22 protein-coding genes are annotated in these 26,339 nt (G+C 75.0%); 5 read left to right on the top strand and 17 right to left on the bottom strand.

Annotation, left to right across the window (positions count from 1 at the left end; genetic code table 11):
* Positions 1 to 53: 53 nt before the first annotated feature.
* Together ACFY60_RS16340 and ACFY60_RS16335 are read right to left on the bottom strand one after the other, a co-directional pair.
* Positions 54 to 1,763 carry a DUF885 domain-containing protein gene (locus ACFY60_RS16340; protein WP_388614506.1) on the bottom strand — a complete coding sequence of 570 codons (1,710 nt, stop codon included), beginning with the start codon at positions 1,761 to 1,763 and terminating at the stop codon, positions 54 to 56.
* 40 nt (positions 1,764 to 1,803) lie between these two features.
* Positions 1,804 to 2,301, bottom strand: a complete 498-nt coding sequence (locus ACFY60_RS16335) for an Lrp/AsnC family transcriptional regulator (protein ID WP_388614503.1) — start codon at positions 2,299 to 2,301, stop codon at positions 1,804 to 1,806.
* 59 nt (positions 2,302 to 2,360) lie between these two features.
* Between ACFY60_RS16335 and ACFY60_RS16330 the strand changes: the two genes are divergently transcribed.
* Positions 2,361 to 3,572, top strand: a complete 1,212-nt coding sequence (locus ACFY60_RS16330; RefSeq protein ID WP_388614501.1) for a trans-sulfuration enzyme family protein — start codon at positions 2,361 to 2,363, stop codon at positions 3,570 to 3,572.
* On the opposite strand, the gene ACFY60_RS16325 is transcribed toward ACFY60_RS16330, so the two are convergent.
* The 5 genes from ACFY60_RS16325 to ACFY60_RS16305 all read right to left on the bottom strand — a co-directional run bounded on the left by ACFY60_RS16325 (position 3,499) and on the right by ACFY60_RS16305 (position 12,482).
* Positions 3,499 to 4,902: a GNAT family N-acetyltransferase gene (locus tag ACFY60_RS16325; protein ID WP_388614499.1), complete on the bottom strand. Its 1,404-nt coding sequence runs from the start codon at positions 4,900 to 4,902 to the stop codon at positions 3,499 to 3,501. The two genes, ACFY60_RS16330 and ACFY60_RS16325, sit on opposite strands and share 74 nt — an antisense overlap.
* Before the next feature lie 88 nt (positions 4,903 to 4,990).
* Positions 4,991 to 7,645 (bottom strand): DUF6493 family protein, encoded by a 2,655-nt coding sequence (locus ACFY60_RS16320; RefSeq protein ID WP_388614496.1) that lies wholly within the window; start codon positions 7,643 to 7,645, stop codon positions 4,991 to 4,993.
* A 50-nt stretch (positions 7,646 to 7,695) separates the two neighbouring features.
* On the bottom strand, positions 7,696 to 9,066 hold the full coding sequence (locus ACFY60_RS16315; RefSeq protein ID WP_388614493.1) for an SWIM zinc finger family protein: 1,371 nt from the start codon (positions 9,064 to 9,066) through the stop codon (positions 7,696 to 7,698).
* Positions 9,067 to 9,188: 122 nt separating this feature from the next.
* Complete coding sequence (locus ACFY60_RS16310) at positions 9,189 to 10,769, bottom strand: alkaline phosphatase D family protein (protein WP_388614491.1); 1,581 nt, start codon at positions 10,767 to 10,769, stop codon at positions 9,189 to 9,191.
* Positions 10,770 to 11,027: 258 nt separating this feature from the next.
* Positions 11,028 to 12,482, bottom strand: coding sequence for a PLP-dependent aminotransferase family protein (locus ACFY60_RS16305; RefSeq protein WP_388614489.1), 1,455 nt, complete (start codon positions 12,480 to 12,482; stop codon positions 11,028 to 11,030).
* Positions 12,483 to 12,637: 155 nt separating this feature from the next.
* Here ACFY60_RS16305 and ACFY60_RS16300 point away from each other — a divergent pair, with 155 nt between their 5' ends.
* From ACFY60_RS16300 to ACFY60_RS16290, 3 genes are all read left to right on the top strand, one after another.
* On the top strand, positions 12,638 to 13,774 hold the full coding sequence (locus tag ACFY60_RS16300) for an EamA family transporter (protein WP_388614486.1): 1,137 nt from the start codon (positions 12,638 to 12,640) through the stop codon (positions 13,772 to 13,774).
* Positions 13,775 to 14,114: 340 nt separating this feature from the next.
* A complete protein-coding gene (locus tag ACFY60_RS16295) occupies positions 14,115 to 15,020 on the top strand; it encodes an RNA polymerase sigma-70 factor (protein ID WP_388614734.1) in 906 nt (301 codons plus the stop codon).
* A gap of 255 nt (positions 15,021 to 15,275) precedes the next feature.
* Entirely contained in the window at positions 15,276 to 16,013 is a 738-nt protein-coding gene (locus ACFY60_RS16290) for a GntR family transcriptional regulator (protein WP_388614485.1), read from the top strand.
* A 71-nt stretch (positions 16,014 to 16,084) separates the two neighbouring features.
* On the opposite strand, the gene ACFY60_RS16285 is transcribed toward ACFY60_RS16290, so the two are convergent.
* The gene (locus ACFY60_RS16285; RefSeq protein ID WP_388614482.1) at positions 16,085 to 17,242 is read right to left on the bottom strand and encodes an ROK family transcriptional regulator; all 1,158 of its coding nucleotides are present in this window, start codon (positions 17,240 to 17,242) and stop codon (positions 16,085 to 16,087) included.
* Between the two features lie 151 nt (positions 17,243 to 17,393).
* Between ACFY60_RS16285 and ACFY60_RS16280 the strand changes: the two genes are divergently transcribed.
* Positions 17,394 to 17,831 (top strand): hypothetical protein, encoded by a 438-nt coding sequence (locus ACFY60_RS16280; protein WP_388614480.1) that lies wholly within the window; start codon positions 17,394 to 17,396, stop codon positions 17,829 to 17,831.
* Between the two features lie 38 nt (positions 17,832 to 17,869).
* On the opposite strand, the gene mug is transcribed toward ACFY60_RS16280, so the two are convergent.
* The 9 genes from mug to bioD form a co-directional block, all read right to left on the bottom strand.
* Positions 17,870 to 18,367 (bottom strand): G/U mismatch-specific DNA glycosylase, encoded by a 498-nt coding sequence (gene mug / locus ACFY60_RS16275; RefSeq protein WP_388614477.1) that lies wholly within the window; start codon positions 18,365 to 18,367, stop codon positions 17,870 to 17,872.
* A 62-nt stretch (positions 18,368 to 18,429) separates the two neighbouring features.
* Positions 18,430 to 19,872: an adenylosuccinate lyase gene (gene purB / locus ACFY60_RS16270; protein WP_388614474.1), complete on the bottom strand. Its 1,443-nt coding sequence runs from the start codon at positions 19,870 to 19,872 to the stop codon at positions 18,430 to 18,432.
* A 73-nt stretch (positions 19,873 to 19,945) separates the two neighbouring features.
* The gene (locus tag ACFY60_RS16265) at positions 19,946 to 20,755 is read right to left on the bottom strand and encodes an SGNH/GDSL hydrolase family protein (protein ID WP_388614471.1); all 810 of its coding nucleotides are present in this window, start codon (positions 20,753 to 20,755) and stop codon (positions 19,946 to 19,948) included.
* Between the two features lie 137 nt (positions 20,756 to 20,892).
* A complete protein-coding gene (locus ACFY60_RS16260; protein ID WP_388614468.1) occupies positions 20,893 to 21,912 on the bottom strand; it encodes a hemolysin family protein in 1,020 nt (339 codons plus the stop codon).
* On the bottom strand, positions 21,909 to 23,249 hold the full coding sequence (locus ACFY60_RS16255) for a hemolysin family protein (protein ID WP_388614465.1): 1,341 nt from the start codon (positions 23,247 to 23,249) through the stop codon (positions 21,909 to 21,911). Before ACFY60_RS16255 ends, ACFY60_RS16260 begins: the two co-directional genes overlap by 4 nt.
* Positions 23,250 to 23,468: 219 nt before the next feature.
* On the bottom strand, positions 23,469 to 23,960 hold the full coding sequence (locus tag ACFY60_RS16250) for a GNAT family N-acetyltransferase (RefSeq protein WP_388614463.1): 492 nt from the start codon (positions 23,958 to 23,960) through the stop codon (positions 23,469 to 23,471).
* 78 nt (positions 23,961 to 24,038) lie between these two features.
* The gene (locus ACFY60_RS16245) at positions 24,039 to 24,908 is read right to left on the bottom strand and encodes a TIGR03621 family F420-dependent LLM class oxidoreductase (protein ID WP_388614460.1); all 870 of its coding nucleotides are present in this window, start codon (positions 24,906 to 24,908) and stop codon (positions 24,039 to 24,041) included.
* A 62-nt stretch (positions 24,909 to 24,970) separates the two neighbouring features.
* The gene (locus ACFY60_RS16240; RefSeq protein WP_309055593.1) at positions 24,971 to 25,315 is read right to left on the bottom strand and encodes a VOC family protein; all 345 of its coding nucleotides are present in this window, start codon (positions 25,313 to 25,315) and stop codon (positions 24,971 to 24,973) included.
* A gap of 4 nt (positions 25,316 to 25,319) precedes the next feature.
* Entirely contained in the window at positions 25,320 to 26,057 is a 738-nt protein-coding gene (gene bioD, locus ACFY60_RS16235) for a dethiobiotin synthase (protein WP_388614457.1), read from the bottom strand.
* Positions 26,058 to 26,339: the final 282 nt, after the last annotated feature.

The raw sequence follows: 26,339 nt of genomic DNA, 5'->3' as shown, positions 1-26,339 counted from the left end.
TCAAGGGACCGGCCGGGGATTCTCACCTGGGGAGACGGGGACGACGCCGGGGGTCAGAGCCGGGAGATCTCCTCGACCAGGTCGTCCAGGCCGAGGGGCCCCTGCGAGAGGGCCGCCATGTGCCAGGCCTTGGCGTCGAAGGCGTCGCCGTGCGCCGCCCGCGCGTTCTCGCGGCCGAGGAGCCAGGCCCGCTCGCCCAGCTTGTAGCCGATCGCCTGCCCCGGAACCGACAGATAGCGGGTCATCTCGCTCTCCACGAAGGCCGGCGGCCGGCTGCTGTGCCGCTGGAAGAACTCCTGCGCCAGCTCCGGCGTCCACCGCTCGCCGGGGTGGAACGGGGAGTCCGCCGGGATCTCCAGCTCCAGGTGCATGCCGATGTCCACGATGACCCGGCAGGCCCGCATCATCTGCGCGTCGAGATAACCGAGGCGCCGCTCGGCGTCCGGCAGGAAACCGAGCTCGTCCATCAGCCGCTCGGCGTACAGCGCCCAGCCCTCCGCGTTGGCGCTGACCCCGCCGACCGTCGCCTGGTAGCGCGAGAGCCGGTCGGCGACGTGCGCCCACTGCGCGATCTGGAGGTGATGACCGGGCACGCCCTCGTGGTACCAGGTCGACACCAGGTCGTAGACCGGGAAGCGGGTCTGGCCGTCCACCGGCAGCCAGGTGCGGCCGGGGCGAGAGAAGTCCTCGGACGGACCGGTGTAGTACGGGGCGGCGGCGCCGCCCGGCGGGGCGATGCGCGACTCCACCTTCCGTACGCGCTCGGCCAGTTCGAAGTGCGTGCCGTCGAGCGCCTCGATCGCCTCGTCCATGAGCCGCTGGAGCCAGACACGGACCTCCTCGACGCCCTCGATGTGGGTGCCGTGCTCGTCGAGGTGCGCGAGCGCCTCCCACGGGTCGGAGCCGGGCAGGATCCGGTCGGCCTCGGTCCGCATCTCGCCGAGCAGCCGGTGGTACTCGGACCAGCCGTACGCGTACGCCTGGTCGAGGTCCAGGTCGGTGCCGTTGAAGTAGCGCGTCCAGCGCTGGTAGCGCTCGCGGCCCACGGTGTCCGGGGCATGGGCGACGGCCGGCGCGTACACGTCCCGCATCCAGTCCCGCAGGGCGGCCACCGCCGCGTTCGCCCCCCGGCCCGCCTCGGCGAGCTCGGCGCGGAGCGCCTCGGGCAGCGTCACCGGCCCGGCGGCGGCGAACTCCTCGAACCAGCCGCGCCCGCCGTCCCCGCCGGCCCACTCCGTCAGCTGGCCGACGAAGGTGGCGGTGGGACGCGGGCCGGCGAACAACTTCCGCTCCAGGCCCAGCGCCAGGGAGACGCGATAGCCCTCCAGGGCGTCGGGGACGGCGCGCAGCCGCGTGGCGACCGCCCGCCAGTCGTCCTCGGTCTCCGTCGGCATGACCGTGAAGACGAGCCGCACGCTGTGTGCGGGCGAACGCATGTTGCTGACCGCGCGGAGTCCCTCTCCGGCCTCGTGGACGGCGAGCCCCGCCGTCAGCCGCTCCCGCAGCAGGCGGGCACAGCGCCGCTCGGCGTCGCTCTCCGCGCCCGGCCGGAGCTCGGCCTCTTCGAGGAGGGCGAGGGTGCGGCGGGCGAGTCCGGCGACCGCTTCCTGGCCTGCGGGCGAGAAGTCCGGGAGGCGCCCGGCGCACTCCTTCACTCCCAGGTGGGTACCGGTGATCGGGTCGAGGGCGATGAGGGCGTCGACGTACTCGTCGGCGACCTGGCGGGGCAGCGGGCTGCGGGAACTCTCTGGCATGGGGGCCATCCTGGGGCCTGCACCGCTTCCCCGTCATCCCCGTTCGGCGTCAGTCGGCTGACATGGGCGGGCGGGCGGAGGGCGGCAGCAGGGGGCCGCACTCCCACTGCTGGAAGATCAGCCGGGTCTCGACCCGGGCCACCTCGCGCCGTGAGGTGAACTCGTCCAGGACGAGTCGCTGCAGGTCGGCGGGGTCCGCGACGGCCACGTGGACCAGATAGTCGTCGGGTCCGGTGAGGTGGAAAAGGGCCAGGGACTCGGGCAGGGCCCGGATCCGGTCGACGAACGGCCCGATCAGTTCCCGCCGGTGGGGTCGGACCTGTACCAGGAGAAGCGCTTCGAGCCCCCGGCCGAGTTTGGCCGGATCCAGTCGTAGGCGGTGTCCGAGGACCACCCCTGTGCGGCGGAGCCGGGCCACCCGGTCCAGGCAGGTCGACGGTGCGACGCCCACCTCGGCGGCGAGCTCGCGGTAAGTGGTCCGGGCGTCGTTCTGCAAGAGGCGAAGAATGTGCAGATCGACCGCGTCCAGTACGACAGAATCGGCCATCTGTCGAACGTAGCACGGCCTTTTCGCGCTACTTCCCGGTATCCGTTCACAGTGCCGCCATGGACGCCATGGACCGCGAGCCCTCGGTCACCCCCAGGGCCCTCGCCACCGAAGCCGTGCACGCCGGCCGCGACGACCTCGTCGGACTCGGACTGCACGCTCCGCCGATCGACCTGTCGACCACCTATCCCTCGTACGACGTCCGGGCCGAGGCCGCCCGCATCGACGAGTTCGCCACCACCGGCGCACGGCCCGACGGCCCGCCCGTCTACGCCCGGCTCGACAACCCCACCGTCTCCCGCTTCGAGGACGCCCTCGCCCGCCTGGAGGGTGCCGAGGCGGCCGTGGCCTTCGCCAGCGGCATGGCGGCCCTCAGCGCCGTGCTCCTCGCCCGGGCGAGCCAGGGCCTGCGGCACGTGGTTGCGGTCCGCCCGCTGTACGGGTGCAGCGACCACCTGCTCGACACGGGTCTCCTCGGCACCGAGGTGACCTGGACCGACCCGGCCGGCGTGGCCGACGCGATCCGGCCGGACACCGGCCTCGTGATGGTCGAGACCCCGGCCAACCCCACCCTGGCCGAGGTCGACGTCCGGGCCCTCGCGCACGCCTGCGGCTCGGTGCCGCTGCTCGTCGACAACACCTTCGCCACCCCGGTGCTCCAGCGGCCCGTCGAGCAGGGCGCGCGGCTCGTGCTGCACAGCGCGACCAAGTACCTGGGCGGCCACGGCGACGTCATGGGCGGTGTCGTCGCCTGCGACGAGGAGTTCGCCCGTACGCTCCGGCAGATCCGTTTCGCCACCGGTGGCGTGCTGCACCCGCTCGCCGGATACCTGCTCCACCGGGGTCTCGCGACCCTTCCCGTACGCGTCAGGGCGGCGTCCGCGACGGCGGCCGAGCTCGTCCGGCGGCTCGTCACCGACCCCCGGGTGGCCCGTGTCCACTACCCGCGGATCGGCGGGGCGATGATCGCCTTCGAGGTGTACGGGGAGCCGCAGGACGTCATCGCCGGCGTGCGGCTGATCACCCCGGCGGTCAGTCTCGGCAGCGTCGACACCCTCATCCAGCACCCGGCCTCCATCAGCCACCGGATCGTGGCCGAGGGAGACCGGCGCTCGGCGGGGGTCAGCGACCGTCTGCTGCGGATGTCGGTGGGCCTGGAGGACGTCGAGGACCTCTGGCGGGACCTGACGCAGGCGCTCAGTGCTCCGACTGCTGCGCCTGTTCGTGCGGACGTTCCGTCCGCCGCGGTGCCCCGGCCAGTCGGGCGGTGATCACCAGGGTGCCCTCCTCGATCTGGTAGTCGAGGGGCAGGTTCAGGGCCCGCATCGCGGCCACCATGCCGGTGTTGGACGCCTGCGTGACGGCGTACACACTGGCGCATCCGGTCTCCTCGGCCATCGCCACCAGCCGGCCGAGGAGTTCGGAGCCGATGCCGCGCCGCTGCCAGTCGTCCTCGACGAGGAGGGCGACCTCCGTCTCGTCGCCGTCCCACAGCAGGTGGCCGAGGGCGACGAGGCGGCCGGAGGCCGTCTGCACGGCGAGGGTCCGGCCGAAGCGGGGGCTCAGCAGGTGGTCGAGGTACCGGTCGGCGTCGCCGACCGGGCCGTGGTAGCGCAGCGCGAGGGTACGGGCGGAGCAGCGGTCGTGCAGGGCGCGGGCGGCCCGCAGGTCGCGCTGGTCGGCGCGGCGGACCGTGATCTCGTTGCCCGCGGGCAGCGTCAGCACGTCTCGGCTGCGCGGGACGCGGGGCCCGAGGCGGGCGTCGAGCTCGACCAGGGCGCGGGCCCGGGCGAACTCGGTCGGCGTGAACGGCAGGTGCGGGCGCTCGATGAGCAGCGTGCCCCCGCTGGGGTCCCGCAGTTTCATCACGGTCTCCTCGAGCACCCCTTCGACCGGGGCCTGTTCGCCGGTCGGGCGGCCGGTCAGTGAGACGGCGGGCACCGAGTGCAGGGTGCAGCGGCCGAGGAGCCGGCGCAGCGCGAGCGGCAGTTCGGCCGCGTCGAGGGCGGTACGGGTGGCGAGGCCGAGGACGCGGGTGGGCGTGTCCACCAGATCGTGGGCGTCGGCGCGTTCGGTCCAGGTGTCGCGGCCGCCGGCCGCCGCGATCTCCCGGGCGAGTTCCCCGGCCGGAAGACCGGCGGGGGCGCGGAGCAGGAACTCGTCGACCGTCCCGTCGGTGAGGGGGTGGGTCTGGAGGGTCAGGATGTCCACGCCGAGCCCGGCGAGGGCGCCGCAGAGGGCGGCGAGGCTGCCCGGGGTGTCGTCGACGGTGGTCCGCATCCGCCACAGGACGGTCTCCCCGGCGGGCCGGGCGCCGGCGACGGGTGCGGGCGGCGTCGGTACGGGCGTGCTCCGCCCGCCGGTATGGCCGGCGGGCGGAGCATGACTGTGCCTCCGCGCCCACCAGGTGTGGAAGGTCGCGGTGGCGAGCAGCGCGATCGCGGAGAAGATCAGCAGGTAGGGACCGTCCGGCCCCTTGGCGATGGTCTTGGCGATCGTGTCGGCCACCACCACGGCCGTGAACAGCGCGGCCAGCTCGATCAGATCGTGCCGCCAGTGGTGCGGACGGCGGGCGCTCTTGGAAGACGTGACGTCGGTCATGACCTCACTGTGGCCCAGCGGTGTTGCGTGATCACGAACGTTCTGTGACTGACGGGTTAAGTGCCGATCTGGTGGCTTAGCGGCCGATTCAGACTGTTTGTGTCTGGTTCTGATCGGTCGTTCGGCGCAGTGTGGTCAGCAGCCGCCGGGCCTGCGTCACCAACTGCGAGGAACCCTTCGCCCGGGCCGCGTCCGCGAGCCCCGGCACCTCTCCCGTGACCCCGATCCGCTCCGCGCAGTCGGCCGCCACCGCCAGGACCTCACCGAGCCCGCGCACCGGCTTCTCCGCGCCGAGGAGCCCCGGCAGCGCCGCCGCGAGAACCGCCCACACCGTCCCGTACGCCCCGGTGGCCGCCGCCGTCCGCACCGCGTCCGCCAGCCGGTTCGGCTTCATCGAGCCCTCCGCGACCAGCCACGCCACCTCCTCGCCGAGCCCCGGGGCGTCCAGCTCCCCCCGGGCCGCGAGCACCAGGAGCGCGTCCACGGCCCGCAGCCGGTCGTCGGCGTCCACACACCCCAGCCCGAACGCCAGGACGAGACGGACCGCCCGGCCGCCCCGGCCCTCCGCCTCGGAGAGCAGCGTCAGCGGCTCCGTCACACCACGGGCCGAGTCGCCGTCCACCGCGTTCGCCACCGACGACAGCAGGGCGGCGGCGAGCACCTCACGGTCGGCGGGCAGCTGCGTGGCCCAGTACGCCGGGGCCCACCCGGAGTGGTGGCAGCGGCGGGCGTTCGGCAGCAGCCCGCCCCCCAGCCACCGGAACGCCGACGGGAACTCCCGCAGCACGGGCCGCTCCTCGAACGCGACGAGGATCCGGTCCACCAGCCACCACCGCCCCTCGGACCGCGCCGAACCCCGCTCGTGGAGCCGCACCGACGCCGCCACCGGAGCCTCGGCCCGCAACCACCCGGCCAGCCGCTCCCCGGCCGTACCGCCCAGCGCCGCCGCCTCCTCGGCCGCGCGGGCGGCCGACGGATCGTCCCGCCGGACCCGCAGCAGCGCCTGCGCCAGATCCGCCGGCGCCGGCTCGACCCCCGCCTCCGTGTAGGCCCGCAGCCGCTCCACGAGCACCAGCGGATCGATCCCGCCCGTGTGCCGGGTCGGCGTCGCCAGGAGGAACGGCAGCGCCCCCGTACCGATCAGGTCCGCCGCCTCCCACAGCCGCGCGTCCCGCACCGCGTCCATCGCCGCGTGGACGCACGAGGTGGACGGCAGCGGCTGCCGCCGGCCCTCCGCGATCCGGGACTTCCGCACCTGGCCCACCAGGGCGGCGAGCACCACGTGGATCCCGTGCGGGGTGTGCGCGAAGTAGTCGAAGCCCTCACGCGCGACGAACTGCGACTCCTGCCAGAAGGCCGTCGCGAACGCCTCCGCCACCGCCCCGGCCACCGCCGCCCGGTCCCGGTGCGCGTGCCGCACCAGACCGTCGAGGGCCCGCTCCAGCTCCATCGGCCCCTCGGACCTGCGCAGCGCGAGCAGGTCCTCCATCAGCTCCTCCACCGTCGCCGCCGGGGCGGCGAGGGGCTGCGGCTCCGGCACCGGCGGCAGGATCTCCTCGTACGGGAACTCCGCACCGTCCGGAACGTCACCGAACACCGCGGTCGCCGCTTCCCGGTGCACCGGGCTCAGCAGCGACGCCGCCCCGGCCAGCTCACGCCGCGCCGCCTCGTCCACCGCCTTCAGATGGCGCCCCACCAGCTTCAGGGCACGCTCCTGCAACGCCGTGTCCTCGTGCCCGAAGGCACCCTCGGCCACCACCGGCAGCAGCTCACCCGCCGCCTCCGCGTCGTGCGCCAGCACCTTCCCGACCAGCACCAGCTGGGCCTTCACCAGCTTCTTCTCGGGACGGAACAGCACCCCGGCCGTCATCTCGGCCAGTGCGGCGGTCGACAGCGCCCCCTGGGCCGCGAGGCCGGCCAGCACCTCCTGTGCGTAACCGGCCACCGGCGAGGGCGCGTCGGCCGTCATCCCGATCCAGTCCGCGACCCGCTCCCGGTGCTCCGCCGCGTCCGGCGCCAGCAGCCGCAGCAGCTCCAGCGGGAACCGCAGGTCACGCGGGCGCCCGCCGCGCAGCAGGCGGGACACGGCCAGGTCCACGACGGTCGCCCGGTCGAGCGTGCCGTCGGCGACGAGCGCCGCGACCGCGGCCGGCCACGTGACCGCCGTCGGGACCAGGGGCCAGGTGAAGGCGTCGGGCGCGTCGGCCATCGAGATGGCGTGCGCCACGAGGACAGGGGTCTGCGGGTCCTCCCGCAACCGCTCCAGCAGACGGTCACCGGTGATCTTCCGCGTCCAGCCGACGACGTACCCGTCGGTGGCGGGCGCCGGACGGCCCGAGCGCACGACGAGCCCGTGGACGAGGTCGTGACAGCTCTCGGCCACCGTCCTGCGGGCGGCCAGCCGGCCCGCCACATCGGCCAGCCAGGCCGGGTCACGGTCCCGGAGCACCGAGAGCACCAGGCCGGCGTCGTCCGCGCGCCAGCCGAGCAGGTCCCGGCCGCCCAGCCAGGAGGCGGCCGCCGCCGCGCCCGTGTGGCAGCCCGCCCCCGCCACGTGCAGCGCCCGCCGTATCCGGGACGCCTCGTTCCACCGCTTCCAGTCCCAGGCGCGCACCTCGGACCGCAGCGCCCTCAGCCGCGCGAGCGCCGCCTTGCGCGCGGCCGCGTCCATCGGCTCCAGCAGCGCGGGCACCTCGTCGGCCCGCCCCGCGCGCACCGCCTCGACCAGCTTCTCGACCGCCATGTCCCCGTCCGTCCCCCGTCGTTCCCTTGTCGTCCCCACCCCGGCGCCCGTCATCGGCCCGCCTCCACGAGCACCGCGCCCCGCCGGGCCATCCGTACCGCGAGCGCGTGCTTGCACGGCCCGCGCCGGCCGCGGTGGTCCGCCCACCACCGGCAGGTGCAGCTCAGCACCCCGTCCGCCTGCCGCACCCGGTAGCGCCGTTCCCCCGAGAGCACCGTCGCGAGAGCGCCGTCGAGCGTCACCGCGCCCTCGGCGACCAACCCGCGGGCGGCCACCAGGCGCGGATTGTGCCGCTCGGCCCGGTCCGCGTCGTACGGCAGCTCACGGTGGAAGTAGGCCGCGTCCGCCACGTCGTAACCGACCCGGCCGGCGGTGCCGAGCCGCGTCAGCGCCGCCCGCACCCGCTCGACGGTGAGCCCGGCCTGCGCGGCCAGATCGGCCGGATCGATCCTCGGCTCCCAGGCCAGCAGCACCGCGACGAGCTCCGCGTCCTGTGCCGCCTCCTCGGTCGCGAGCGCCTCCAGGACCCCACCCTCACCGGAGAAGCCCCGGGCCGGATCCGGCGACAGCGTCAGCGTCAACCGCATCCCCCGAAGCGTGACCTCCCAGGCGCTCGACGCCGCGAGGCCGTCCGGCACCGGCCCGTACACCCGCAGCCCCGTCGCGTGCCGCAGCACCCGCTCCAGGGCCGCGAGCCGGTCGGGACCCGGCAGACAGACCGCGCCCGGCCCCGGCCGGGTCGTCGGCCGCAGCGTCCGGCCCGACTGGATCACCCACAGCGGGGCACGGCCCCGGCTCCGCGCACGCGGCAGCGACCGCAGGAAGCGGACCGCCTCGGCCCCCGTCAGCTCCGCCCGCAGATCGAACCGCGCCGACGCCACCTGCGCCTCGGCGAAGCCCCGCAGCCAGCGGTCCGGCAGCGGCACCTTCTTCTCCACGACCGCCCCGCCGAGCGTCGTCACCGCCATCTCCTCGGGCCCGACCCGCAGATGCAGCGGGTCGTCCCCCGCCATCCGCGACAGCGCCTCCCGCAGCGGATCGTTGACGTCCACATTGGTGGTGCCGTGTCCGGTCTCCGCACCGCCGAGGCCCTCGTCGAGCACGTCCAGGCGCGCGTACACCCCGCCGCAGCCGGAAAAGGACTCGAACCGCAGGCGGTCCCCGTTCCCCGTCACCACCGGATCCAGCGAACCGGGCCGTGTCCGTTGGTGGTAGCGGGCCGCCGCCACGTCGGCGACGGCGAGCAGGCCGCGCGCGGCGACCTGCGGGGAGGCCAGGAAGCCGGAGAAGAACCGGGGATGGGCCTCGGCCCCGCGAGGGGTGAGGCCCCCGGCCGTCTCCAGACCGAGCAGCCGCCCGGAGCCCGTGGACTCCAGCGCGGAAGGGCGTGCGTAGGCGAGCGCCTGTACGGATCGCGTCATGGGAAGAACGTAGGCCCCACCACTGACAACGCCCCCGTGCGCGGGGCGGGGGACCCCTGCCCCCGCGCAGGGAGGCGTCCGGAGCCGCCGCCCGGCGTCCCCGGACCGCTCGGGGGTACGGCCTACTGCCCGACGCGCCCCGGCTGCAGCACCGTGGTGAACAGCACCGTCCCGCCCTCCGCCCGCAGACGCACCGTCAGCTCCCCGCTGTCACCGTCGATGTCGACCTCACCGAAGTACTGCGGGCTCTCCATGGGCGAGACGTTCGCCCGCTCCGGCGCCCGCACGAACACCCGCTCCGGACCGAAGGTGCCGTCCAGCCGGCTCGCGGGGAAGCCGCCCGCCGCCAGCGGCCCCGACACGAACTCCCAGAAGGGCGCGAAGTCCTGGAACGCCGCCCGCTCCGGCGCGTAGTGCTGGGCCGAGGTGTGGTGCACGTCCGCCGTCAGCCACAGCGTGCCGGTGATCCGCCGGTGCTTGACGAACCGCAGCAGCTCCGCGATCTGCAACTCCCGGCCCAGCGGCGCCCCCGGATCGCCCTGGGCCACCGCCTCGAAGTTCGCCGCGCCGTCCGGCACGACCAGCCCCAGCGGCAGGTCCGCCGCGAGCACCTTCCACACCGCGCGGGACCGGGACAGCTCCCGCTTCAGCCACGCCAGCTGCTCCGCGCCGAGGATGCCGGTGGTGTCGTCCGCCTGCCGGCCGGGGGAGTTGGCGTTCCGGTACGAGCGCATGTCCAGCACGAACACGTCGAGCAGCGGCCCGTACCGCACCACCCGGTACATCCGGCGCTCACCGCCGCGCGCCCGCAGCGTGCCGGGGAAGTACTCCCCGAAGGCGCGCGCTGCGCGGGCGGCGAGCACGTCCACGTCCTTCTCCCCGTACCGCGCGTCGTCCAGGATCTGCCCCGGGTACCAGTTGTTGCGCACCTCGTGGTCGTCCCACTGCACCACCGACGGCACCTGCGCGTTGAAGGCCCGGACGTGGTGGTCGAGGAGGTTGTAGCGGAAGTTGCCCCGGTACTCGTCGAGGGTCTCGGCGACCTTCGCCTTCTCCGCCGTCATGACGTTGCGCCAGATCCGCCCGTCCGGCAGCGTCACCCGCTCCTGGAGCGGCCCGTCGGCGTAGATCGAGTCCCCGCTGCACAGGAAGAAGTCGGGGTCGAGCCGGCGCATCTCCTCGTACGCGCGATAGCCGCCCGTCTCCGGGTTGATGCCCCAGCCCTGCCCCGCGATGTCCCCCGACCACAGGAACCGGACCCCGTCCCGGCGCCGCTCCGGAGCCGTACGGAAGGTTCCGGTCACCGGTTCGCCGGTGCGCCGCGGGTCGTCCGGGTCCGCCAGGACGACCCGGTAGTGGATCTGCTCCCCGGCGGGCAGCCCGTGCAGGGCCGTCGTCCCGGTGAAGTCGGTGCCGGCGCCCAGCAGCGGCCCGTGGTGCCGTCGTACGCGGCGGAACGAGTCGGTCGCGGAGGTCTCCACGACCATCCGGGCGGGCCGGTCCGCGCGCACCCACACCAGTCCGGAGTGGGCGGTGACGTCACCCGTCTGCACGCCCCAGCCGGCCCGGGGCCGCCCCGACAGCGCGAAGGCCGGGGCCGCCGCGAGGCCCGTCCCGCCCAGGGCGAGACCGGCGGAGGCGGCCAGCGAGCCGCGCAGCACCTGGCGCCGCGCGGGGGAGGGGACGGGAACGGACTCGGACATGGGACCTCCAAGGGGTGACGGCGGTGGCGCGGATGATCGCGCCGCCCCATGCCTAACGGCCGGGAGCGGCGCCCGCGCGAACCGCGCGTGAACAGATCACCCGCCCGGGCGGCGCACCGCCGGGCACCCGGACAACCGCAACGGCCTGCCCGGACCTCCTCGACGGGCGCCCCCCCCGCGTCCGGGCGCCCCTTCACCGGAGTGCGCCGCACCGCCCCGCCCACGCGCGTGTGCCCGGGTCCCGGCCCTCACCGCCCTTCACGCGCGCGTGCCGCCGCCGCGCACCGCCTCCGCCACCCGCCGGATTCCCTCCGCGAGGACCGGCGGAGCCAGGTGCGCGTAGCCGATCACCAGCCGTACGTCCCCGTCCGCGGGACGCTCCGTGCCGTACTCCTCCAGGGCGCGCAGCGCCACCCCCGCCTCCGCCGCCCGCTCCAGGAACACGTCCGGCGGGCCGAAACGCGCCGGTACGCGCGCGATGACGTGCAGTCCGGCGGCGATCCCGGACACCGCGGTCCCCGGCAGGAACTCCGCGAGCGCGGCGAGCAGCGCGTCGCGCCGTTCCCGGTAGGCGCGCTGGCAGCGGCGCAGGTGCCGGTCGTAGGCGCCGCTCCGTACGAACTCCGCCAGCACCGCCTGGTCGAGCACCGGATTGCCGAGGTCCATCGTCCGCTTGCGCTCCGCGACCTCGTCCACGAGGGCCTCCGGCACCAGCATCCAGCCGAGCCGCAGCCCCGGAGCGAGGGACTTGCTGACCGAGCCCGTGTACGCCACCCGCTCGGGATCGAGCCCCTGGAGGGCCCCCACCGGAGCCCGGTCGTAGCGGAAGTCACCGTCGTAGTCGTCCTCCAGCACGTAGCCGTCGGCCTTCCGCGCCCAGTCGAGAAGCGCGGCCCGGCGGCCCGCGGACCAGGCGATGCCGGACGGGAACTGGTGCGAGGGCGTCACGACCACCGCCCCCACCCCGGAGGCGGCGAGCGGGCCGGGCCGCAGTCCCTCCCCGTCCAGCGGCAGCCACACCGTCCCGAGGCCGGTCGACGCGAACAGCCGCCCGTGCTCCGGGCTGCCCGGGTCCTCGATCCCCACCGTCCGCACCCCCCGCCCCCGCAGCACGAACCCCATGAGCGTCGAGGCCTGGGCGACCCCCGAACAGACCATCAGCCGCTCGGGATCGGCCACCACCCCCCGCCGCCGTGTCAGCAACGCCGCCAGCGCCTCCCGCAGTTCGGGCAGCCCGCGCGGGTCCGGGTAGCCGAGCGTGCTGTGCGGGGTCCGCGCGAGAACGGTCCGCTGCGCCGCCGCCCACGCGGACCTCGGGAAGAGCGAGAGATCCGGAGTCCCGGGCCGGAAGTCCACCCGTACGCCGGGGGCGCGCGGAGCCAGGTCACGGGCGCCCCTGACGGCCGCCCGGGCGGCGCCGCCCACCCACGTCCCCGACCCGCGGTCACTGCGGAGATAACCCTCGGCGGTCAGCTGCTCGTACGCCTCGGTGACCAGGCCCCGCGACACCCCGAGGTCGGCCGCGAGCTCACGGGACGACGGCAGCCGGGTCCCGGCGGCGAGCCGGCCCGAGCGCACCGCCTCGCGCAGCGCCTCCTGGAGCGCCCGCCCCCGCCGCCGCGCCGGCGCCCCCGCGGCGGGCAGCAGCAGCTCCCAGGCCGGCTGCCCACCCGCCCCCGACCCCGGCCCCGCCAACGGCCCGGCGCCCGTCACCCCTCCGGTCTCCGGCCCCTCAACAGGGCCCCCCTCACCTCCCCCCGGCCCCGCCTCCGCCTCGTCCCGCCCCGCCCGTCCACTCCATGTGGTCCCCGATGACGTCATGGAAGTGGACCTTAAACCGGGCCACGCGCGTCCCTACGGTCGGGACCATGAACGCCAACTCCCTGCGCGGGGTACTGCTCGTCACCCTCGCCTACGCCCTCGTCGGCGCCTCCTTCACCGCCAACAGCCTGCTCGGCGACTACCCGTACGCGGGCGGACAGGCGCTGCGCTACGCGGCCGCCTGCCTCCTCCTGCTGCCCCTGCTCGGCGGCCGCCCGGGCCTCGCCCCGCTACGGCTCCTGACCGCACGTCACTGGGTGCGGCTCGCCGCGCTCGCGGCCGTGGGCATGGTCGGCTTCAACCTCGCGGTCCTGGCCGCCGAGCGGACCGCCGAACCGGCCGTCCCCGGCGTCCTCGTCGGCTGCGCCCCCGTCGTCGTCGCGGTCCTCGTGCCCCTCGCCGAGGGCCGCAGGCCCGCGCGCGCCGTCCTGTACGGGGCCCTGCTCGTCGCCGCCGGGGCGCTCGCCGTGCAGGGCTGGGGGCGTACGGACCTGGCGGGCATCGGTTACTCGGTGGCGGCCCTCGCCGGCGAGGTCGGCTTCACCGTGCTCGCCGTACCCGTGCTCCGGGTCCTCGGGCCCAAGCTCCTGACGGCCGTGGTCTGCGGGATCGGGGCGGCCGAGTCGGCGCTCCTGGGGCTCGCCGTGGACGGGACGGACGTCCTGCGGATGCCGACGGCCGTGGAGGCGGGCGCGCTGGTCTGGCAGGCGGCCCTGGCCACGGTCGTCGGGTTCGTCCTCTTCTACATGGGCGTGCAGCGGATCGGGGTGGAGCGGGCCACGCTCTACACCGGGGCGATCCCGGTGGCCGCCGCGCTGAGCGCCGCCCTCGTCGGTACGGCCGCCTTCGGCCTGCCGCAGGCGGCCGGCGCCCTCCTCGTGGGGGCCGGGGCGGCCCTCGGCACGGGTCTGTTCACCCGCCGGCGCGCCTCCGGCCCCACGCCCGCCGCCCAGGACGTCGCGGGCGACGGGAGCGGGGCCCTCGTTCCCCCGCACGACCCCGCGGCCGAGCAGCCGGCCGAGCCGGGGGCGGGGGAGCGCCGGCGGGGCGCCCACACCCTGACGGCACCGCAGGCGCCGGTCCCGGGTGCGCCGGACGCGCACGGTCCGGCCCGCGACCAGCGTCTGGTGAAGGCCGGTGGCGCCACACGGGGCGGGCGTCCCGGCCACGACCACCTCGGCTGAACGGCGGCCGCGGCCGGGCGCACCGCGCTCCGCCGGCACGGGCAGGGGGGAGGGCGGTGGAGGCGTACCACCGCCCTCCCCTGTCGAGGACCGGCGGGGGAGAGGCGCCCGACACGCCCGTCTCCTCCCCGCCCCAGCACCGGGCCCCGGTGGCGGGGCCGTTCGAGCCCCGCCCGAACTGGACAGCGGGACTCCCGTCGGCTGGGATGGCCGGGTGCCCACCGACATCCCCACCGATACCGAGACCGCCACCGAGACGGCGCCCGCCGCGGCCACGGAGGCGGAGCCCGGGACCGCCCCGGAGACCGCCACCGGTGCCACGCCCCGCACCGCTCCCCGGATCCGGCCGGGCGCGGACGGTGACGGCACCGACGCGCTGACCGCCCTGTTCGAGGAGCACCGCGCCATGCTGCTCGGCGTCGCCTACCGGATGCTCGGCCGCGCCGCCGACGCCGAGGACGTCGTGCAGGAGGCGTGGCTGCGCTGGACCTCCGGCGACCGCTCCGACGTCCGCGAGCCCCGCGCCTTCCTCGTACGCGTCACCACCCGGCTCGCCCTCGACCGCCTCCGCCAGGCGCAGGCCCGCCGCGAGTCCTACGTCGGCCCCTGGCTCCCGGAGCCGGTCCTCACCGACTTCGGCCCGGCCGCGCCCGACACCGCCGAGCGCGCCCTCCTCGTGGACTCCGTCTCGCTCGCCGTCCTCGTCGTCCTGGAGTCCCTCTCGCCGCTGGAGCGCGCCGTCTTCGTGCTGCGCGAGGCCTTCGGCTTCCCGTACGCGGAGATCGCCGCCGTCCTGGACCGCGGCGAGCCGGCCGTCCGGCAGCTCGCCGGCCGCGCCCGGCGCCACGTCGACGAGGGCAGACCGCGGTACGACGTCGACCCGGCCGAGCGCAGGGAACTCACCGAACGGTTCCTCGCGGCCGCGTCCGGTGGCGACCTGGGCGAGCTGCTCGCACTGCTCGCCCCGGACGCCCGGCTGGTCGGCGACAGCGGCGGCAAGGCCAAGGCGCCGCTGCGGATCATCGAGAGCGCCGACAAGGTCGGCCGCTTCCTCGCCGCCGTGGCCCCGCCGGTGCGGACCACGCACGTCCACCGCTTCGCCGAGATCAACGGCGCCCCGGCCGTCGTCACCCTGGTGGACGGACGGCCCGACTCCGTGATGCAGCTGGAGGTGCTCGACGGACGCGTCCACCGCGTCTACCTGCTCCGCAACCCCGACAAGCTGGGCGGCCTCGCCGGCCTCTGACCCCTCCGGCCGGCCGCTCCGCCCCGCCCCGTCTCCGCGCACGGAGACGGGGCGGAGCGCTGCGCGCGGCCTGCCGGGGCGCGAACGTCCTGTGAACGATCCAGGTCAGAGGGTCACATTTGGGCCCCCTGGGCCGAGGATTGGTCTTGACCAAGGGTGTGACGCGTCCTATGGTCGCAGAGTTAGTGCAGGAACCTTTAATAAACAAGGGCGCGGAAAAGACGCCGCGGGACACGGCGATTGCGGAGGATCAGGGTGGGGACCACTCAGCTGGAACCGGTGCCGGAGCCCAAGTACCAGCACCTGAAGACGGTGATCGGGGAAGCGCTCGACTCCGAGTTCGCGGTCGGGGAGATCCTGCCCAACGAACGGGAGCTGGCGGCGCGCTTCGGCGTCGCGCGGGCCACGCTCCGCCAGGCCCTCGAACAGCTGGAGCTGGAGGGCCGGCTCCAGCGCCGCCGGGGCGTCGGCACCACGGTCGCCCCGCCGCGCGTCGGCGTGGACGTCTCCACCACGCAGCACTCGTGGCCCGGCGCCGGTGACGACGGCTGGCAGGCGCTCGACTCCTCCGTCGACGTGCCGCCGCCCGCCGTCGCGCGGACGCTGGAGACCGAGGCGGAGGAGCGGGTGCACGTCGTCCGCCGCCTGCGCGTCTCCCACGGCCAGCCGGTCGCGGCCGAGCTGCTGTACGTCCCCGAGGGCTCCGTCCCCCGGCTCACCGCCATCGACGCCACGGGCCCGGCCCGCGCCCGTTCGGTGCTGCGGGAGCTCCACCATCTGTCCCTGGACGGGCAGGACCGCTCCGTGGAGCTCGGCTCGGCCCGCGCGGACGACGCGAAGGAACTCGACCGGCTGCCGGGTGCGCCCGTGCTCGTCGTGACGACCCGCTACCTCTCCGGGGGACGTACGGCCGCGATCTCCGTGGCCACCTACCGCGCCGACACCTGCCGCCTCACCTTCGGCGACTCCGTCGACCTGGTCATGGCCTCCTGAGACCGGGACGCCCGAGCCACCGGCCCTTAGGGACCCGGTCCGGCCCGCCACCGGCCGCCCCTTCCGGGCGGTCAGCGGCGGGCCGTCACCGTTCCCTCGACGGCGAACAGCTGCTCCTCGACATGATCCAGGGCCAGCCGCAGGGCGCCCGTGGCCACCGCCGCCTCCCCGAGCAGGGACAGCGCCACCCGGGGCGGACGCAGACAGAACCGCTCCAGCTGCTCCCGCAGCGGCTGGAGCACCCCGTCCAGACCGGCGGCCCAGCCGCCCACCACCACCAGCTCGGGATCGAGCGCCAGGACGAGCGCCGCCACGTCGTGCACGAGCCGCTGGATGAACCGTTCCACCGCCGCCCGCGCCCGTACGTCACCCTGCCGGGCCAGCGCGAACACCTCGGCGACCGCCTGCTCGTCCAGCGGGTGCAGCGGCTCGTCCGTGGTCGACAGCAGGTGTTCCGGCGTGACCTCGCGTCCCAGCAGGTGCAGCGCGCCGATCTCGCCCGCCGCGCCGCCGTACCCCCGGTGCAGCCGGCCGCCGATCAGCGAGCCCGCCCCCGGGCTGAGCCCGGCCAGGACGAAGACGATGTCGTCGGAGTCGGTCGCGGCGCCCTTCCAGTGCTCGGCGACCGCCGCGGCGTTGGCGTCGTTCTCCACGATGACCGGGCAGCGGAAGGAGCGCCGCAGCCGCTCGCCGAGCGCGAGACCCGTCCAGCCGGGCAGCGCCGTGCCCAGCCGTACCGTGCCGTCCGCCTCCACGATCCCCGGGGTGCCGACGCCCACGGCCCGCAGGTTCGACCGGGCGACGCCGGCCCGGCGCAGCACATCGGCCACGACCGTCCGGACCCTCTCCAGCCGCTCGTCCTCGGGCGCCGACTCCGACACCTCGCGCGATCCGGCGCCGATGATGCGGCCGTCCAGGCCCGAGAGGAGGGCGGCGACGCGGTGGGGGCCGATCTCGACACCGAGGAGGTGACCCGCCTCCGCCCGGAAGCGGAACCTCCGGGCCGGGCGCCCCTGGCGCCGGGCCTCGCCCTCCTCGGGCGCCGCCTCGACGACGAGCCCGCTCCCGATCAGGCCCTCGACGACCCCTTCGACCGTCGGCCGGGACAGACCCGTGATCCGGGTCAGATCCGTCAGGGTCGGAGCGTCGGCACCCCGCAGGGCATGGAGCACCACCGCGGAGTTGATCCGCCGCAGAAGAGACGGATCCCCGCCGGTCAGCCGCCCCACCGTGTGTCCTCCCAGCTCGTGCGCGTCTGAGCCGGATGGTACTCAATGGGTGGGGACGCGGCGACCGGCGGCCCCGGGCCCCGCGTGCCGGGCACCCTCCCCGGCTCCTGACGGGACGCCAACTGTCGGTGGCGGGCGGTTTACTGGCCCCATGACCACGGCACGGCACCTGGCGACCCTCGACCTGCTCCGCGCCCGCGCCTTCCCGGCCCGCCCGGAGCGATCCGGCCCCCTCGACAGCGGGCCCGGCTTCCACCTCGGTGAGCTCGCCACGAGCGAGGAGTTCTGGGACGACGACGGCACGCGCCGCGCGCTCGCCGAGGACCAGTACGAAGCGGAACGGGACGGGCTCTCCGTCCTGCTCACCGCGCGCTGGGGCCCGCCGTCCGAGCTGAGCCTCCACTCCGTCCTGGAGCGGAGCATGGACGGCGAGGAGATACCGGAGCCGTGGGCGACCCTGAGCTGTCACGTCCCGGACCTGCGGCTGTGGCGGGCGGACGGGCGCTGGGTCGGCCTCGGCGTCTCCCAGTGGGACAAGGAGCTGCCCTTCCAGCTCCTCGCCCTCGTGACCACGGTCGACCCGCCCTGACGGAGGCCGGCCCGCCCCGGGACCGCCGCGGGGTGTGGTCAGACCTCCGGCGTGCGTGCCGCCTCGCGGAGCCGGGCGAACTCCTCGGCCATCGTCGCCGTCGTCCAGTGGGCGTTCAGCCCGCTCGGGTTCGGCAGCACCCAGATCCGGGTGGCACCGAACGTCCGCTCCTGTGGCCCGATCACCGCCTTCGGCTCGTCGAACGCCGTCCGGTACGCCGTGACCCCGACCACCGCCAGCCGGCGCGGCGCCAGCCGCTCCACCTTCTCCGCCAGGATCCGGCCGCCCTCGCGGTACTCCTCGCGGCTCAGCTCGTCGGCGCGCGCGGTCGGCCGCGCGACCACGTTGGTGATCCCCAGGCCGTACGACAGGAGTTCCTCCTGCTCGTCGGGCCGCAGCAGGCGCGGGGTGAACCCGGACAGGTGGAGCACCGGCCAGAAGCGGTTGCCCGGGCGGGCGAAGTGATGGCCCGTCGCCGCCGACATCAGACCCGGATTGATCCCGCAGAACAGCACGGAGAGGCCGCTCGCGACCACGTCGGGGACGACGCGGTCGCGAGCGGCCTCCAGCTGCTGCTGGGTGAACCGGGGGGCCCGGGTCAGAGGATCGCTCCGGGCGTGTAGGCGGCGGCCTCGGGGTGCTGCTTGAGGATCTCCTCGACGCGGGCGACGACGGAGGCGACCTGGTCGGCCGCGGCGCCCGTGAAGGAGAGCTTGTCCGCCATCAGCTCGTCGAGCTGCGCCCGGTCCAGCGGGATGCGCTCGTCGGCCGCCAGCTTGTCGAGCAGCTCGTTGCGCTCGGCACCCTGCTCGCGCATCGCGAGCGCGGAGGCCACGGCGTGCTCCTTGATCGCCTCGTGGGCGACCTCGCGGCCGACACCGGCGCGGACCGCGCCCATGAGGACCTTGGTGGTGGCCAGGAAGGGCAGGTAGCGGTCGAGCTCACGGGCGATCACGGCGGGGAAGGCGCCGAACTCGTCGAGCACGGTGAGGAAGGTCTCCAGGAGGCCGTCCAGGGCGAAGAACGCGTCCGGCAGCGCCACGCGGCGGACCACCGAGCAGGACACGTCGCCCTCGTTCCACTGGTCACCGGCCAGCTCGCCGGTCATCGACGCGTACCCGCGCAGGATGACCATCAGCCCGTTCACGCGCTCGCAGGAGCGGGTGTTCATCTTGTGCGGCATCGCCGAGGAGCCGACCTGGCCGGGCTTGAAGCCCTCCGTGACCAGCTCGTGGCCCGCCATCAGGCGGATCGTCTTGGCGAGCGAGGAGGGTGCGGCGGCCAGCTGCACCAGCGCCGTGACCACGTCGTAGTCGAGCGAGCGCGGGTAGACCTGGCCGACCGAGGTGAAGGCGTGGGCGAAACCGAGGTGACCGGCGATCCGGCTCTCCAGCTCGGCCAGCTTCGAGGCGTCCCCGCCGAGCAGGTCGAGCATGTCCTGCGCGGTGCCGACCGGGCCCTTGATGCCGCGCAGCGGGTACCGGCCGAGGAGCTCCTCGAGGCGGCCGTGGGCGACGAGCAGCTCGTCCGTGGCGGTCGCGAACCGCTTGCCCAGGGTGGTGGCCTGCGCGGCGACGTTGTGCGAGCGGCCGGCCATGACGAGCTCCGCGTACTCGGCGGAGAGCTTGCCCAGGCGGGCGAGGACGGCGACCGTACGGTCCCGCACCAGCTCCAGGGAGAGCCGGATCTGCAGCTGCTCGACGTTCTCGGTGAGGTCGCGCGAGGTCATGCCCTTGTGGACGTGCTCGTGACCGGCGAGGGCGTTGAACTCCTCGATGCGCGCCTTCACGTCGTGCCGGGTGACCTTCTCGCGCTCCGCGATGGAGGCCAGGTCGACCTGGTCCAGCACGCGCTCGTAGTCGGCGAGAGCCGCGTCCGGAACCTCGATCCCGAGGTCCTTCTGCGCACGCAGCACGGCGAGCCACAGCCGGCGCTCCAGCTTCACCTTCTGCTCGGGGGACCAGAGGACGGCGAGCTCCGCGGATGCGTAGCGGCCGGCCAGGACGTTAGGGATACGGGGCTTCACCGTGGCAGCAGTCACGTGTCCTGATTCTACTGGCGGTTTGTGCAGGCCAGCGCCACGGTCCGGGCTGGAGCTTGCTACGAGACGCAGCTCACGGGGCGGCCCGCCGCCCCGCCTCGGAGGTCACGCCCCCGGGCTCGTACGGCAGCAGCTCGGGGCGCTTGGGGGCGCGTCCGTCACCCGACGAGCGGCCGGTCAGCCGCCGGCCGATCCAGGGCCCCAGGTGCTCCCGGGCGAAGCGGGCGTCCGCGATCCGGCGGGTCGCCCACCGCGGCCGGCCGATGGGCGGCAGCGGCTCCCGCCAGTCCTCCTCGGGCGGCATGCCGAGAGCCTGCCACACGGCCTCGGCCACGCGCCGGTGGCCCTCCGCCGTCAGGTGCAGCCGGTCCACGTCCCACAGCCGGGGGTCGCCGAGCACCGGCTCCCCGTAGAGGTCGACCACCAGGGCGCCGTGCCGGGCGGCGAGGGTGTCGATGTGGGTGAAGAGCTCCTCCATCCGGGGCCGGAAGCGCTCCATCACCGGGCCGTTGCGGCCGGGGCTGCGCATGAGGACGAGCCGGCCGCAGGTGGGCGCCAGGCGTTCCACCGCCTCGGTGAGCAGGTCCCGCACCCGTGCCATGTCGACCTTGGGCCGCAGGGTGTCGTTGAGCCCCCCGACGAGGGTCACCACGTCGGCCTCCATCGCGGCGGCCGTGTCCACCTGCTCCGCCACGATCTGTCCGATGAGCTTGCCGCGCACCGCGAGGTTGGCGTACCGGAAGTCAGGGTTCCGGGCGGCCAGGCGGCTCGCGAGGACATCGGCCCAGCCCCGGTAGGAGCCGTCGGGCAGCAGGTCGGACATGCCCTCGGTGAAGCTGTCGCCCAGGGCGACAAAACTGTTGTATGCGGCATTCATCTCCATGGCGGAGCGATCATACCGCGCGGTATGCGCGGGATGTCGCGGGGAACCGCCCGGCGGCACGCGGGAGGGTCCCGGGCGATGCGCCCGGGACCCTCCCGCCTCACCTTCGCCGGCTCACCCGCCGGCCGGCGTACCCGTCAGGGAGCCGCGGGCCGCCCCACCAGTTCGCGCAGCACGTCCTCCATGGTCACGAGGCCGGCCAGCTTGCCGTCCTCGTCCAGCACCGCCGCCAGATGGGTCCGGCTGCGCCGCATCGCCGTCAGGACGTCGTCCAGCGGTGTCGCCGCCCGCACCCGGGCGATCGGGCGCAGCGCCGAGACCGGGAACGGCAGGTCGCGCGGCGTGATGTCCAGGGCGTCCTTGACGTGCAGGTAGCCGAGGATCCGGCGGCCCGAGTCCACGACCGGGAAGCGGGAGAAACCCGACTGCGCGGAGAGTGCCTCCAGCTGCTCCGGAGTCGTTCCGACCTGCGCGTACATGACCCGCGTCACCGGCATGACCACGTCCCGCACGGGGCGGCGCCCCAGTTCGAGGGCGTCGCGCAGGCGCTCGGCGGCCCGGTCGTCGAGCAGTCCCGCGTCCCCGGCGTCGGTGACCATCCGGGCCAGCTCGTCGTCCGAGAAGGTGGCCGTCACCTCGTTCTTCGCCTCCACCCGCAGCAGCTTCAGGAGCGCGTTCGCGAAGGCGTTGATCGTGAAGATCACCGGCCGCAGCGCCCGGGCCAGGGCGACGAGCGGCGGGCCGAGTGCCAGCGCCGTCCGCGTCGGCTCGGCCAGGGCGATGTTCTTCGGCACCATCTCGCCCAGCAGCATGTGCAGGTAGGTGGCCACCGCGAGGGCGATCACGAACGAGATCGGGTGCACCAGGCCGTGCGGCACCCCCACCGCGTCGAAGAGGGGTTCGAGCAGGTGGGCGATGGCCGGCTCGGCCACGATGCCCAGGACCAGGGTGCACAGGGTGATGCCGAGCTGGGCCGCGGCGAGCAGCGCCGAGACGTGCTCCAGACCCCACATGACGCTGCGCGCCCGCCGGTCGCCGGACTCGGCCAGCGGCTCGATCTGGCTGCGGCGCACCGAGATCAGGGCGAACTCGGCGCCGACGAAGAAGGCGTTGACGACCAGCGTCAGCAGGCCGATCAGCAACTGGATCGCGGTCATCGGCCCGCCTCCGCGGTCTCGTCCCCGTCGGTCGCGACCGGCGCGTGCAGCAGCACGCGGGCGGCCCGCCGGCCCGAGGCGTCCACCACGTCGAGCTGCCAGCCGGCCAGCTCCACGCTGTCGCCGACGGCCGGGATCCGGCCCAGCTCGGTGGCGAGCACGCCCGCGAGCGTCTCGTACGGCCCGTCCGGCACCCGCAGTCCGATCGTGCGGAGCTGGTCCGTACGGGCGGCCCCGTCGGCGGACCACAGCTCGCGGCCGTCCGCGTCCTCGCCCGCCCGCGCCAGGTCGGGCGTCTCGTGCGGGTCGTGCTCGTCGCGCACCTCGCCGACGACCTCCTCGACGATGTCCTCCAGGGTCACGACCCCGGCCGTACCGCCGTACTCGTCGATGACGACGGCCATGGTCTGCTTGCCCGACAGCCGGTCGAGGAGCCGGTCCACGGTCAGCGTCTCCGGGACGAGCAGCGGCTCGCGCAGGATCTCGCCGATCCGGCGGCGCGGACGCTCCGCGGCCGGTATGGCCAGGACGTCCTTGACGTGGGCGATGCCGACCACCGTGTCGAGGTTGCCCCGGTAGACGGGGAAGCGGGACAGGCCGGTCGCCCGGGTCGCGTTGGCGACGTCCTCGACGGTGGCCTGCACCTCCAGCGCGGTGACCTGCACGCGGGGCGTCATCACGTTCTCGGTGGTCAGCTCGGAGAGGTTGAGGGTACGGACGAACAGCTCGGCCGTGTCCTGCTCCAGGGCCCCTTCCCTGGCGGAGTGCCGGGCGAGGGCCACCAGCTCCTGAGGGGAACGGGCCGAGGCCAGCTCCTCCGCCGGCTCCATGCCCAGACGGCGCAGAATCCGGTTGGCGGTGTTGTTCAGATGGCTGATCAGCGGCTTGAAGGCGGCCGTGAAGACCCGCTGCGGGGTGGCGACCACCTTGGCCACGGCCAGGGGCGAGGAGATCGCCCAGTTCTTGGGAACCAGCTCACCGACCACCATCAGGACCACGGTGGACAGGGCCGTACCGAGCACGAGCGCGACGGAGGAGGCCAGCGAGGGCGACAGGCCCACCGCCTCGGCGGGTCCCCGGATCAGCGCGGCGACCGACGGCTCGGCCAGCATGCCGACGATCAGGTTGGTCACGGTGATGCCGAGCTGAGCCCCGGAGAGCTGGAAGGTGAGCGACCGGACGGCCTTGAGGGCACCGGCCGCGCCGCGCTCGCCGCGGCCCGCGGCGGCCTCCAGCTCGCCGCGCTCGACCGTGGTCAGCGAGAACTCGGCGGCGACGAAGGCACCACAGGCGACGGAGAGCAGCAGCGCCACGAGCAGCAGCAGGACCTCGATCATCGTTTCACCTCCGTCCCTCGACGAGTCCCATGATCAGTCAGGGAGGGGTGGACCGCGCGATCTCGGCCGCGGATGGGGCTACTGGGAGGCTCGCCCATGGGCGGACGCTCACACCTTTCGGTCGTACCGGAAATCGACCGGGATGGTCGGGGCGATCGGGATGATCGGTTGATCGATTCTGCCCGTCCAGGGTAAAGGACGGGCAAAGCGAAGAACCGGTCAGGGCGCGTCCGGCTTCCGCGCCGCGCCGGCCGCCGGGGCCAGCGGCTTCACCCAGCGGGTCCACTCCTCGTCGGCGCCGTACTCCGCAGCCCGCCACGCCGCCCGGCCGAGCCGGTTCCGGTCGAGCACCATCGCGTCGACGCGCCGCCCGCCGAGGCGTACGAAACGCTCCTCGGCCGCCGCGATCAGGGCGCCGCCGATGCCCCGGCGGCGGTGGCCCGGGTGGACGGCGAGCCGGTAGAGGTGGCACCGCCAGCCGTCGAAGCCGGCGATCACCGTCCCGACGAGTGCCCCACTCCCGTCACCGGCCCCGCCGGCCGGTTCGCCCACCCGCTCCGCGAGCAGCAGAGCCTCGGGGTCCCGCTCGACGAGCCGCGCCACCCCGGCGTGGTCGTCGCTGATGCTCGTCCCCTCCGCGGCCACCTTCCAGAAGGCGAGCACGGCGTCGATGTCGGCCGCCACCGCGGCCCGTATCCGAAGATCGTCCATGGGGAGATCCCACCACCGCCGGGCGGCCGGCGTCGACCGCGTTCCACGGAGCAGGACGGGCCGCCGGCCGCGGCGGCGTCACCGCCCGCGCAGCCGCCCGATCACCGGGGCGAACGTCTCCATCGCGTCGTCGAGCACGGTGAAGTACGAGAAGCCGAACCGCTCCCGGAGCGTCAGGAGCCGCTCCGCGATCCCGTCCACCGTACCCACGGCGAGGATCGGCAGGCGGAGGATCTGCTCCACCGTGAGGTAGGGGGCGTCGGCGTGGAAGTCCGCCGCCCAGGCGGCCGGGTCCTCCGTCACGGCCACGCGCTGGATCAGCAGGTTCAGCTCCGCCGGGGCGGTGCGTCCGGCCGCCTCCTCGAAGCCGCGGTACGCCGCGACCCGGTCACCGAGCTCCTCCGCCGTCAGCACCGTCACCGACTCACCGGTGAACCGGCCCCCGGAGAAGGCCGTCACGTCGGCGTGCCGCGCGGCGAGCCGCAGCACCCGGTCCCCGTTGCCGCCGATCAGCAGCGGAACGGGCGGCGCTCCCGCGCCGCCCTTCAGCGCCCCGGACAGCTCCCCGGCGACCCGCGCCAGATGGTCCACCCGGCCGCCCGGGGGCAGGAAGGGGATGCCGGCCCGCTCGTGCTCCGCCCGTACGTAGCCGGTGCCCAGGCCCAGTTCGAGGCGGCCCCCGGTCAGGGCGGCGGTCGTCGTCACCTCGCGGGCGAGCAACGCCGGGTTCCAGAAACCCGCGTTGAGGACGAAGGTGCCCACCCGGGGCCGCGTGGTGGCCTCGGCCGCCGCCACCAGGGCGGGGAACGGCGCCGGCATCCCCAGGTGGTCGGGCACCAGGATCACGTCGTAGCCCAGCTCCTCGGCCCGGCGGCAGCGGCTCCGCCACTCGCCACCGGAGTCCGGTTCCCTGAGCATGTTGACGGCGAATCGGAACGGCAACACCACGACGGGTTCCCCTCGTTGACGGTCTCCTGCCTTCCGAACCTACCTCCTGGCCCGGATCAAGATCATCCCGTCACGAAGCAGAACTCGTTGCCCTCGGGGTCGGACATCACCTGGAACGAGCCCTGTTCGTCCGTCACCAGGCCGCCGGACCGCCGCGCGCCGAGCGCCAGCACCTCCTCGGCCGCCGCCACCGGATCGGCCACCTCCACGTCCAGGTGGACGCGGTTCTTGACCGACTTGCCCTCCGGCACCCGCTGGAACGCCAGACGCGTGAACCCGGGCGGATCCACGTACGACCAGTCGGCACTCCGGTCGACCGGCTCCCCGCCCAGCAGCCCCGCCCAGAAACGCACGAGGCGGGCCGGGTCACCGCAGTCGACGACGATCTCCTGTACGTGTGCGCGCATGCGGTCAGCGTACGGAGCCCACAGCCGCCGGAGCATGAGCCGCGGCGAACGCGTCCGCGTCCCACGTCCCGCCCAGCGCCGGGGCCAGCCAGCCGCCCGCCGCCGCGCGGAACGCCGCCGGGTCGAGCGTCCCCGCGCCCTCCGGCACGGCCCCGAGCAGCGGGGCGGCGGCCGACCGCGGGAGATCCACCAGATTGCAGCGGGCCGCCAGGTCGGGCTCGGCCGGCCAGCTGCCGACCACCACGCCGAGCTGGTCGATCCCGCGCGCCCGCAGCGCCTCGGCCGTCAGGGCCGTGGAGTTGAGCGTCCCGAGACCCGCCGGTGTCACCACGAGGACCGGCGCGCCGAGCAGACCTGCCGCGTCGGCGAGCGTGCCGCCCTCCTCGTCGAAACGGACCAGGAGCCCGCCCGCGCCCTCCACCAGCACCAGATCGTGCTCGGCCGCCAGGGCGCGCGCCGCCTCGGCGACCTGACGCGGCCCGACCGGGGCGAGCCCGGCCCGCAGCGCCGCCGTGCCCGGCGCCAGCGGCTCCGGGAACCGGCCCAGCTCGGCCGAGGCGGCCGCCCCCGAGAGCCGTACGACCTCGTCGGCGTCGCCCCGCTCGTCCGGGCCGACCCCGGTCTGCGCGGGCTTCAGGACCGCGACCGACCGTCCGGCGGCGGTCGCGACGGCGGCGACGGCCGCCGTGACGACCGTCTTGCCGATCTCGGTGCCGGTGCCGCTGACGACGATGATGCTCATGCTGTTCCTTCCTGCGGAGGGGCCCGGCGGGGCCGGGCCGTGTGAGACCCGTGCGCGGGGCCGTCGTACGGCTGCGGGCACGGGCCGGAGAGCGGTGCGGCCCGCCGGGGCCGTACGGGCGGACGCCGCCGGCGGACAGCGAGCCGCCGGGCGGGCGGACGTCCCGCGCGGCGGGGGCGCGCCCCCCCCGGGCCCGCCCCCCCCCGCCGGGGGGCCGGCCGCCCGGGGCCCCGGCCGCCCCGGCCCCCCCGCCCGACCCGGCCCCGGGCACGGCGGCCCGCC

This window comes from Streptomyces sp. NPDC012827, from assembly GCF_042900905.1.
GTDB classification, from domain to species: domain Bacteria; phylum Actinomycetota; class Actinomycetes; order Streptomycetales; family Streptomycetaceae; genus Streptomyces; species Streptomyces gulbargensis.
The sequence above is the reverse complement of the archived record's forward strand: the minus strand, read 5'-3'. Positions and strand labels throughout refer to the sequence as shown.

Excerpts from the sequence above, each read along its gene's own strand:
- ACFY60_RS16340 (WP_388614506.1), bottom strand. The coding sequence starts at position 1,763 with ATGGCCCCCATGCCAGAGAGTTCCCGCAGCCCGCTGCCCCGCCAGGTC.
- ACFY60_RS16335 (WP_388614503.1), bottom strand. The coding sequence starts at position 2,301 with ATGGCCGATTCTGTCGTACTGGACGCGGTCGATCTGCACATTCTTCGC.
- ACFY60_RS16330 (WP_388614501.1), top strand. The coding sequence starts at position 2,361 with ATGGACGCCATGGACCGCGAGCCCTCGGTCACCCCCAGGGCCCTCGCC.
- ACFY60_RS16325 (WP_388614499.1), bottom strand. The coding sequence starts at position 4,902 with ATGACCGACGTCACGTCTTCCAAGAGCGCCCGCCGTCCGCACCACTGG.
- ACFY60_RS16320 (WP_388614496.1), bottom strand. The coding sequence starts at position 7,645 with ATGGCGGTCGAGAAGCTGGTCGAGGCGGTGCGCGCGGGGCGGGCCGAC.
- ACFY60_RS16315 (WP_388614493.1), bottom strand. The coding sequence starts at position 9,066 with ATGACGCGATCCGTACAGGCGCTCGCCTACGCACGCCCTTCCGCGCTG.
- ACFY60_RS16310 (WP_388614491.1), bottom strand. The coding sequence starts at position 10,769 with ATGTCCGAGTCCGTTCCCGTCCCCTCCCCCGCGCGGCGCCAGGTGCTG.
- ACFY60_RS16300 (WP_388614486.1), top strand. The coding sequence starts at position 12,638 with ATGAACGCCAACTCCCTGCGCGGGGTACTGCTCGTCACCCTCGCCTAC.
- ACFY60_RS16280 (WP_388614480.1), top strand. The coding sequence starts at position 17,394 with ATGACCACGGCACGGCACCTGGCGACCCTCGACCTGCTCCGCGCCCGC.
- ACFY60_RS16265 (WP_388614471.1), bottom strand. The coding sequence starts at position 20,755 with ATGGAGATGAATGCCGCATACAACAGTTTTGTCGCCCTGGGCGACAGC.
- ACFY60_RS16260 (WP_388614468.1), bottom strand. The coding sequence starts at position 21,912 with ATGACCGCGATCCAGTTGCTGATCGGCCTGCTGACGCTGGTCGTCAAC.
- ACFY60_RS16255 (WP_388614465.1), bottom strand. The coding sequence starts at position 23,249 with ATGATCGAGGTCCTGCTGCTGCTCGTGGCGCTGCTGCTCTCCGTCGCC.
- ACFY60_RS16250 (WP_388614463.1), bottom strand. The coding sequence starts at position 23,960 with ATGGACGATCTTCGGATACGGGCCGCGGTGGCGGCCGACATCGACGCC.
- ACFY60_RS16240 (WP_309055593.1), bottom strand. The coding sequence starts at position 25,315 with ATGCGCGCACACGTACAGGAGATCGTCGTCGACTGCGGTGACCCGGCC.
- bioD (WP_388614457.1), bottom strand. The coding sequence starts at position 26,057 with ATGAGCATCATCGTCGTCAGCGGCACCGGCACCGAGATCGGCAAGACG.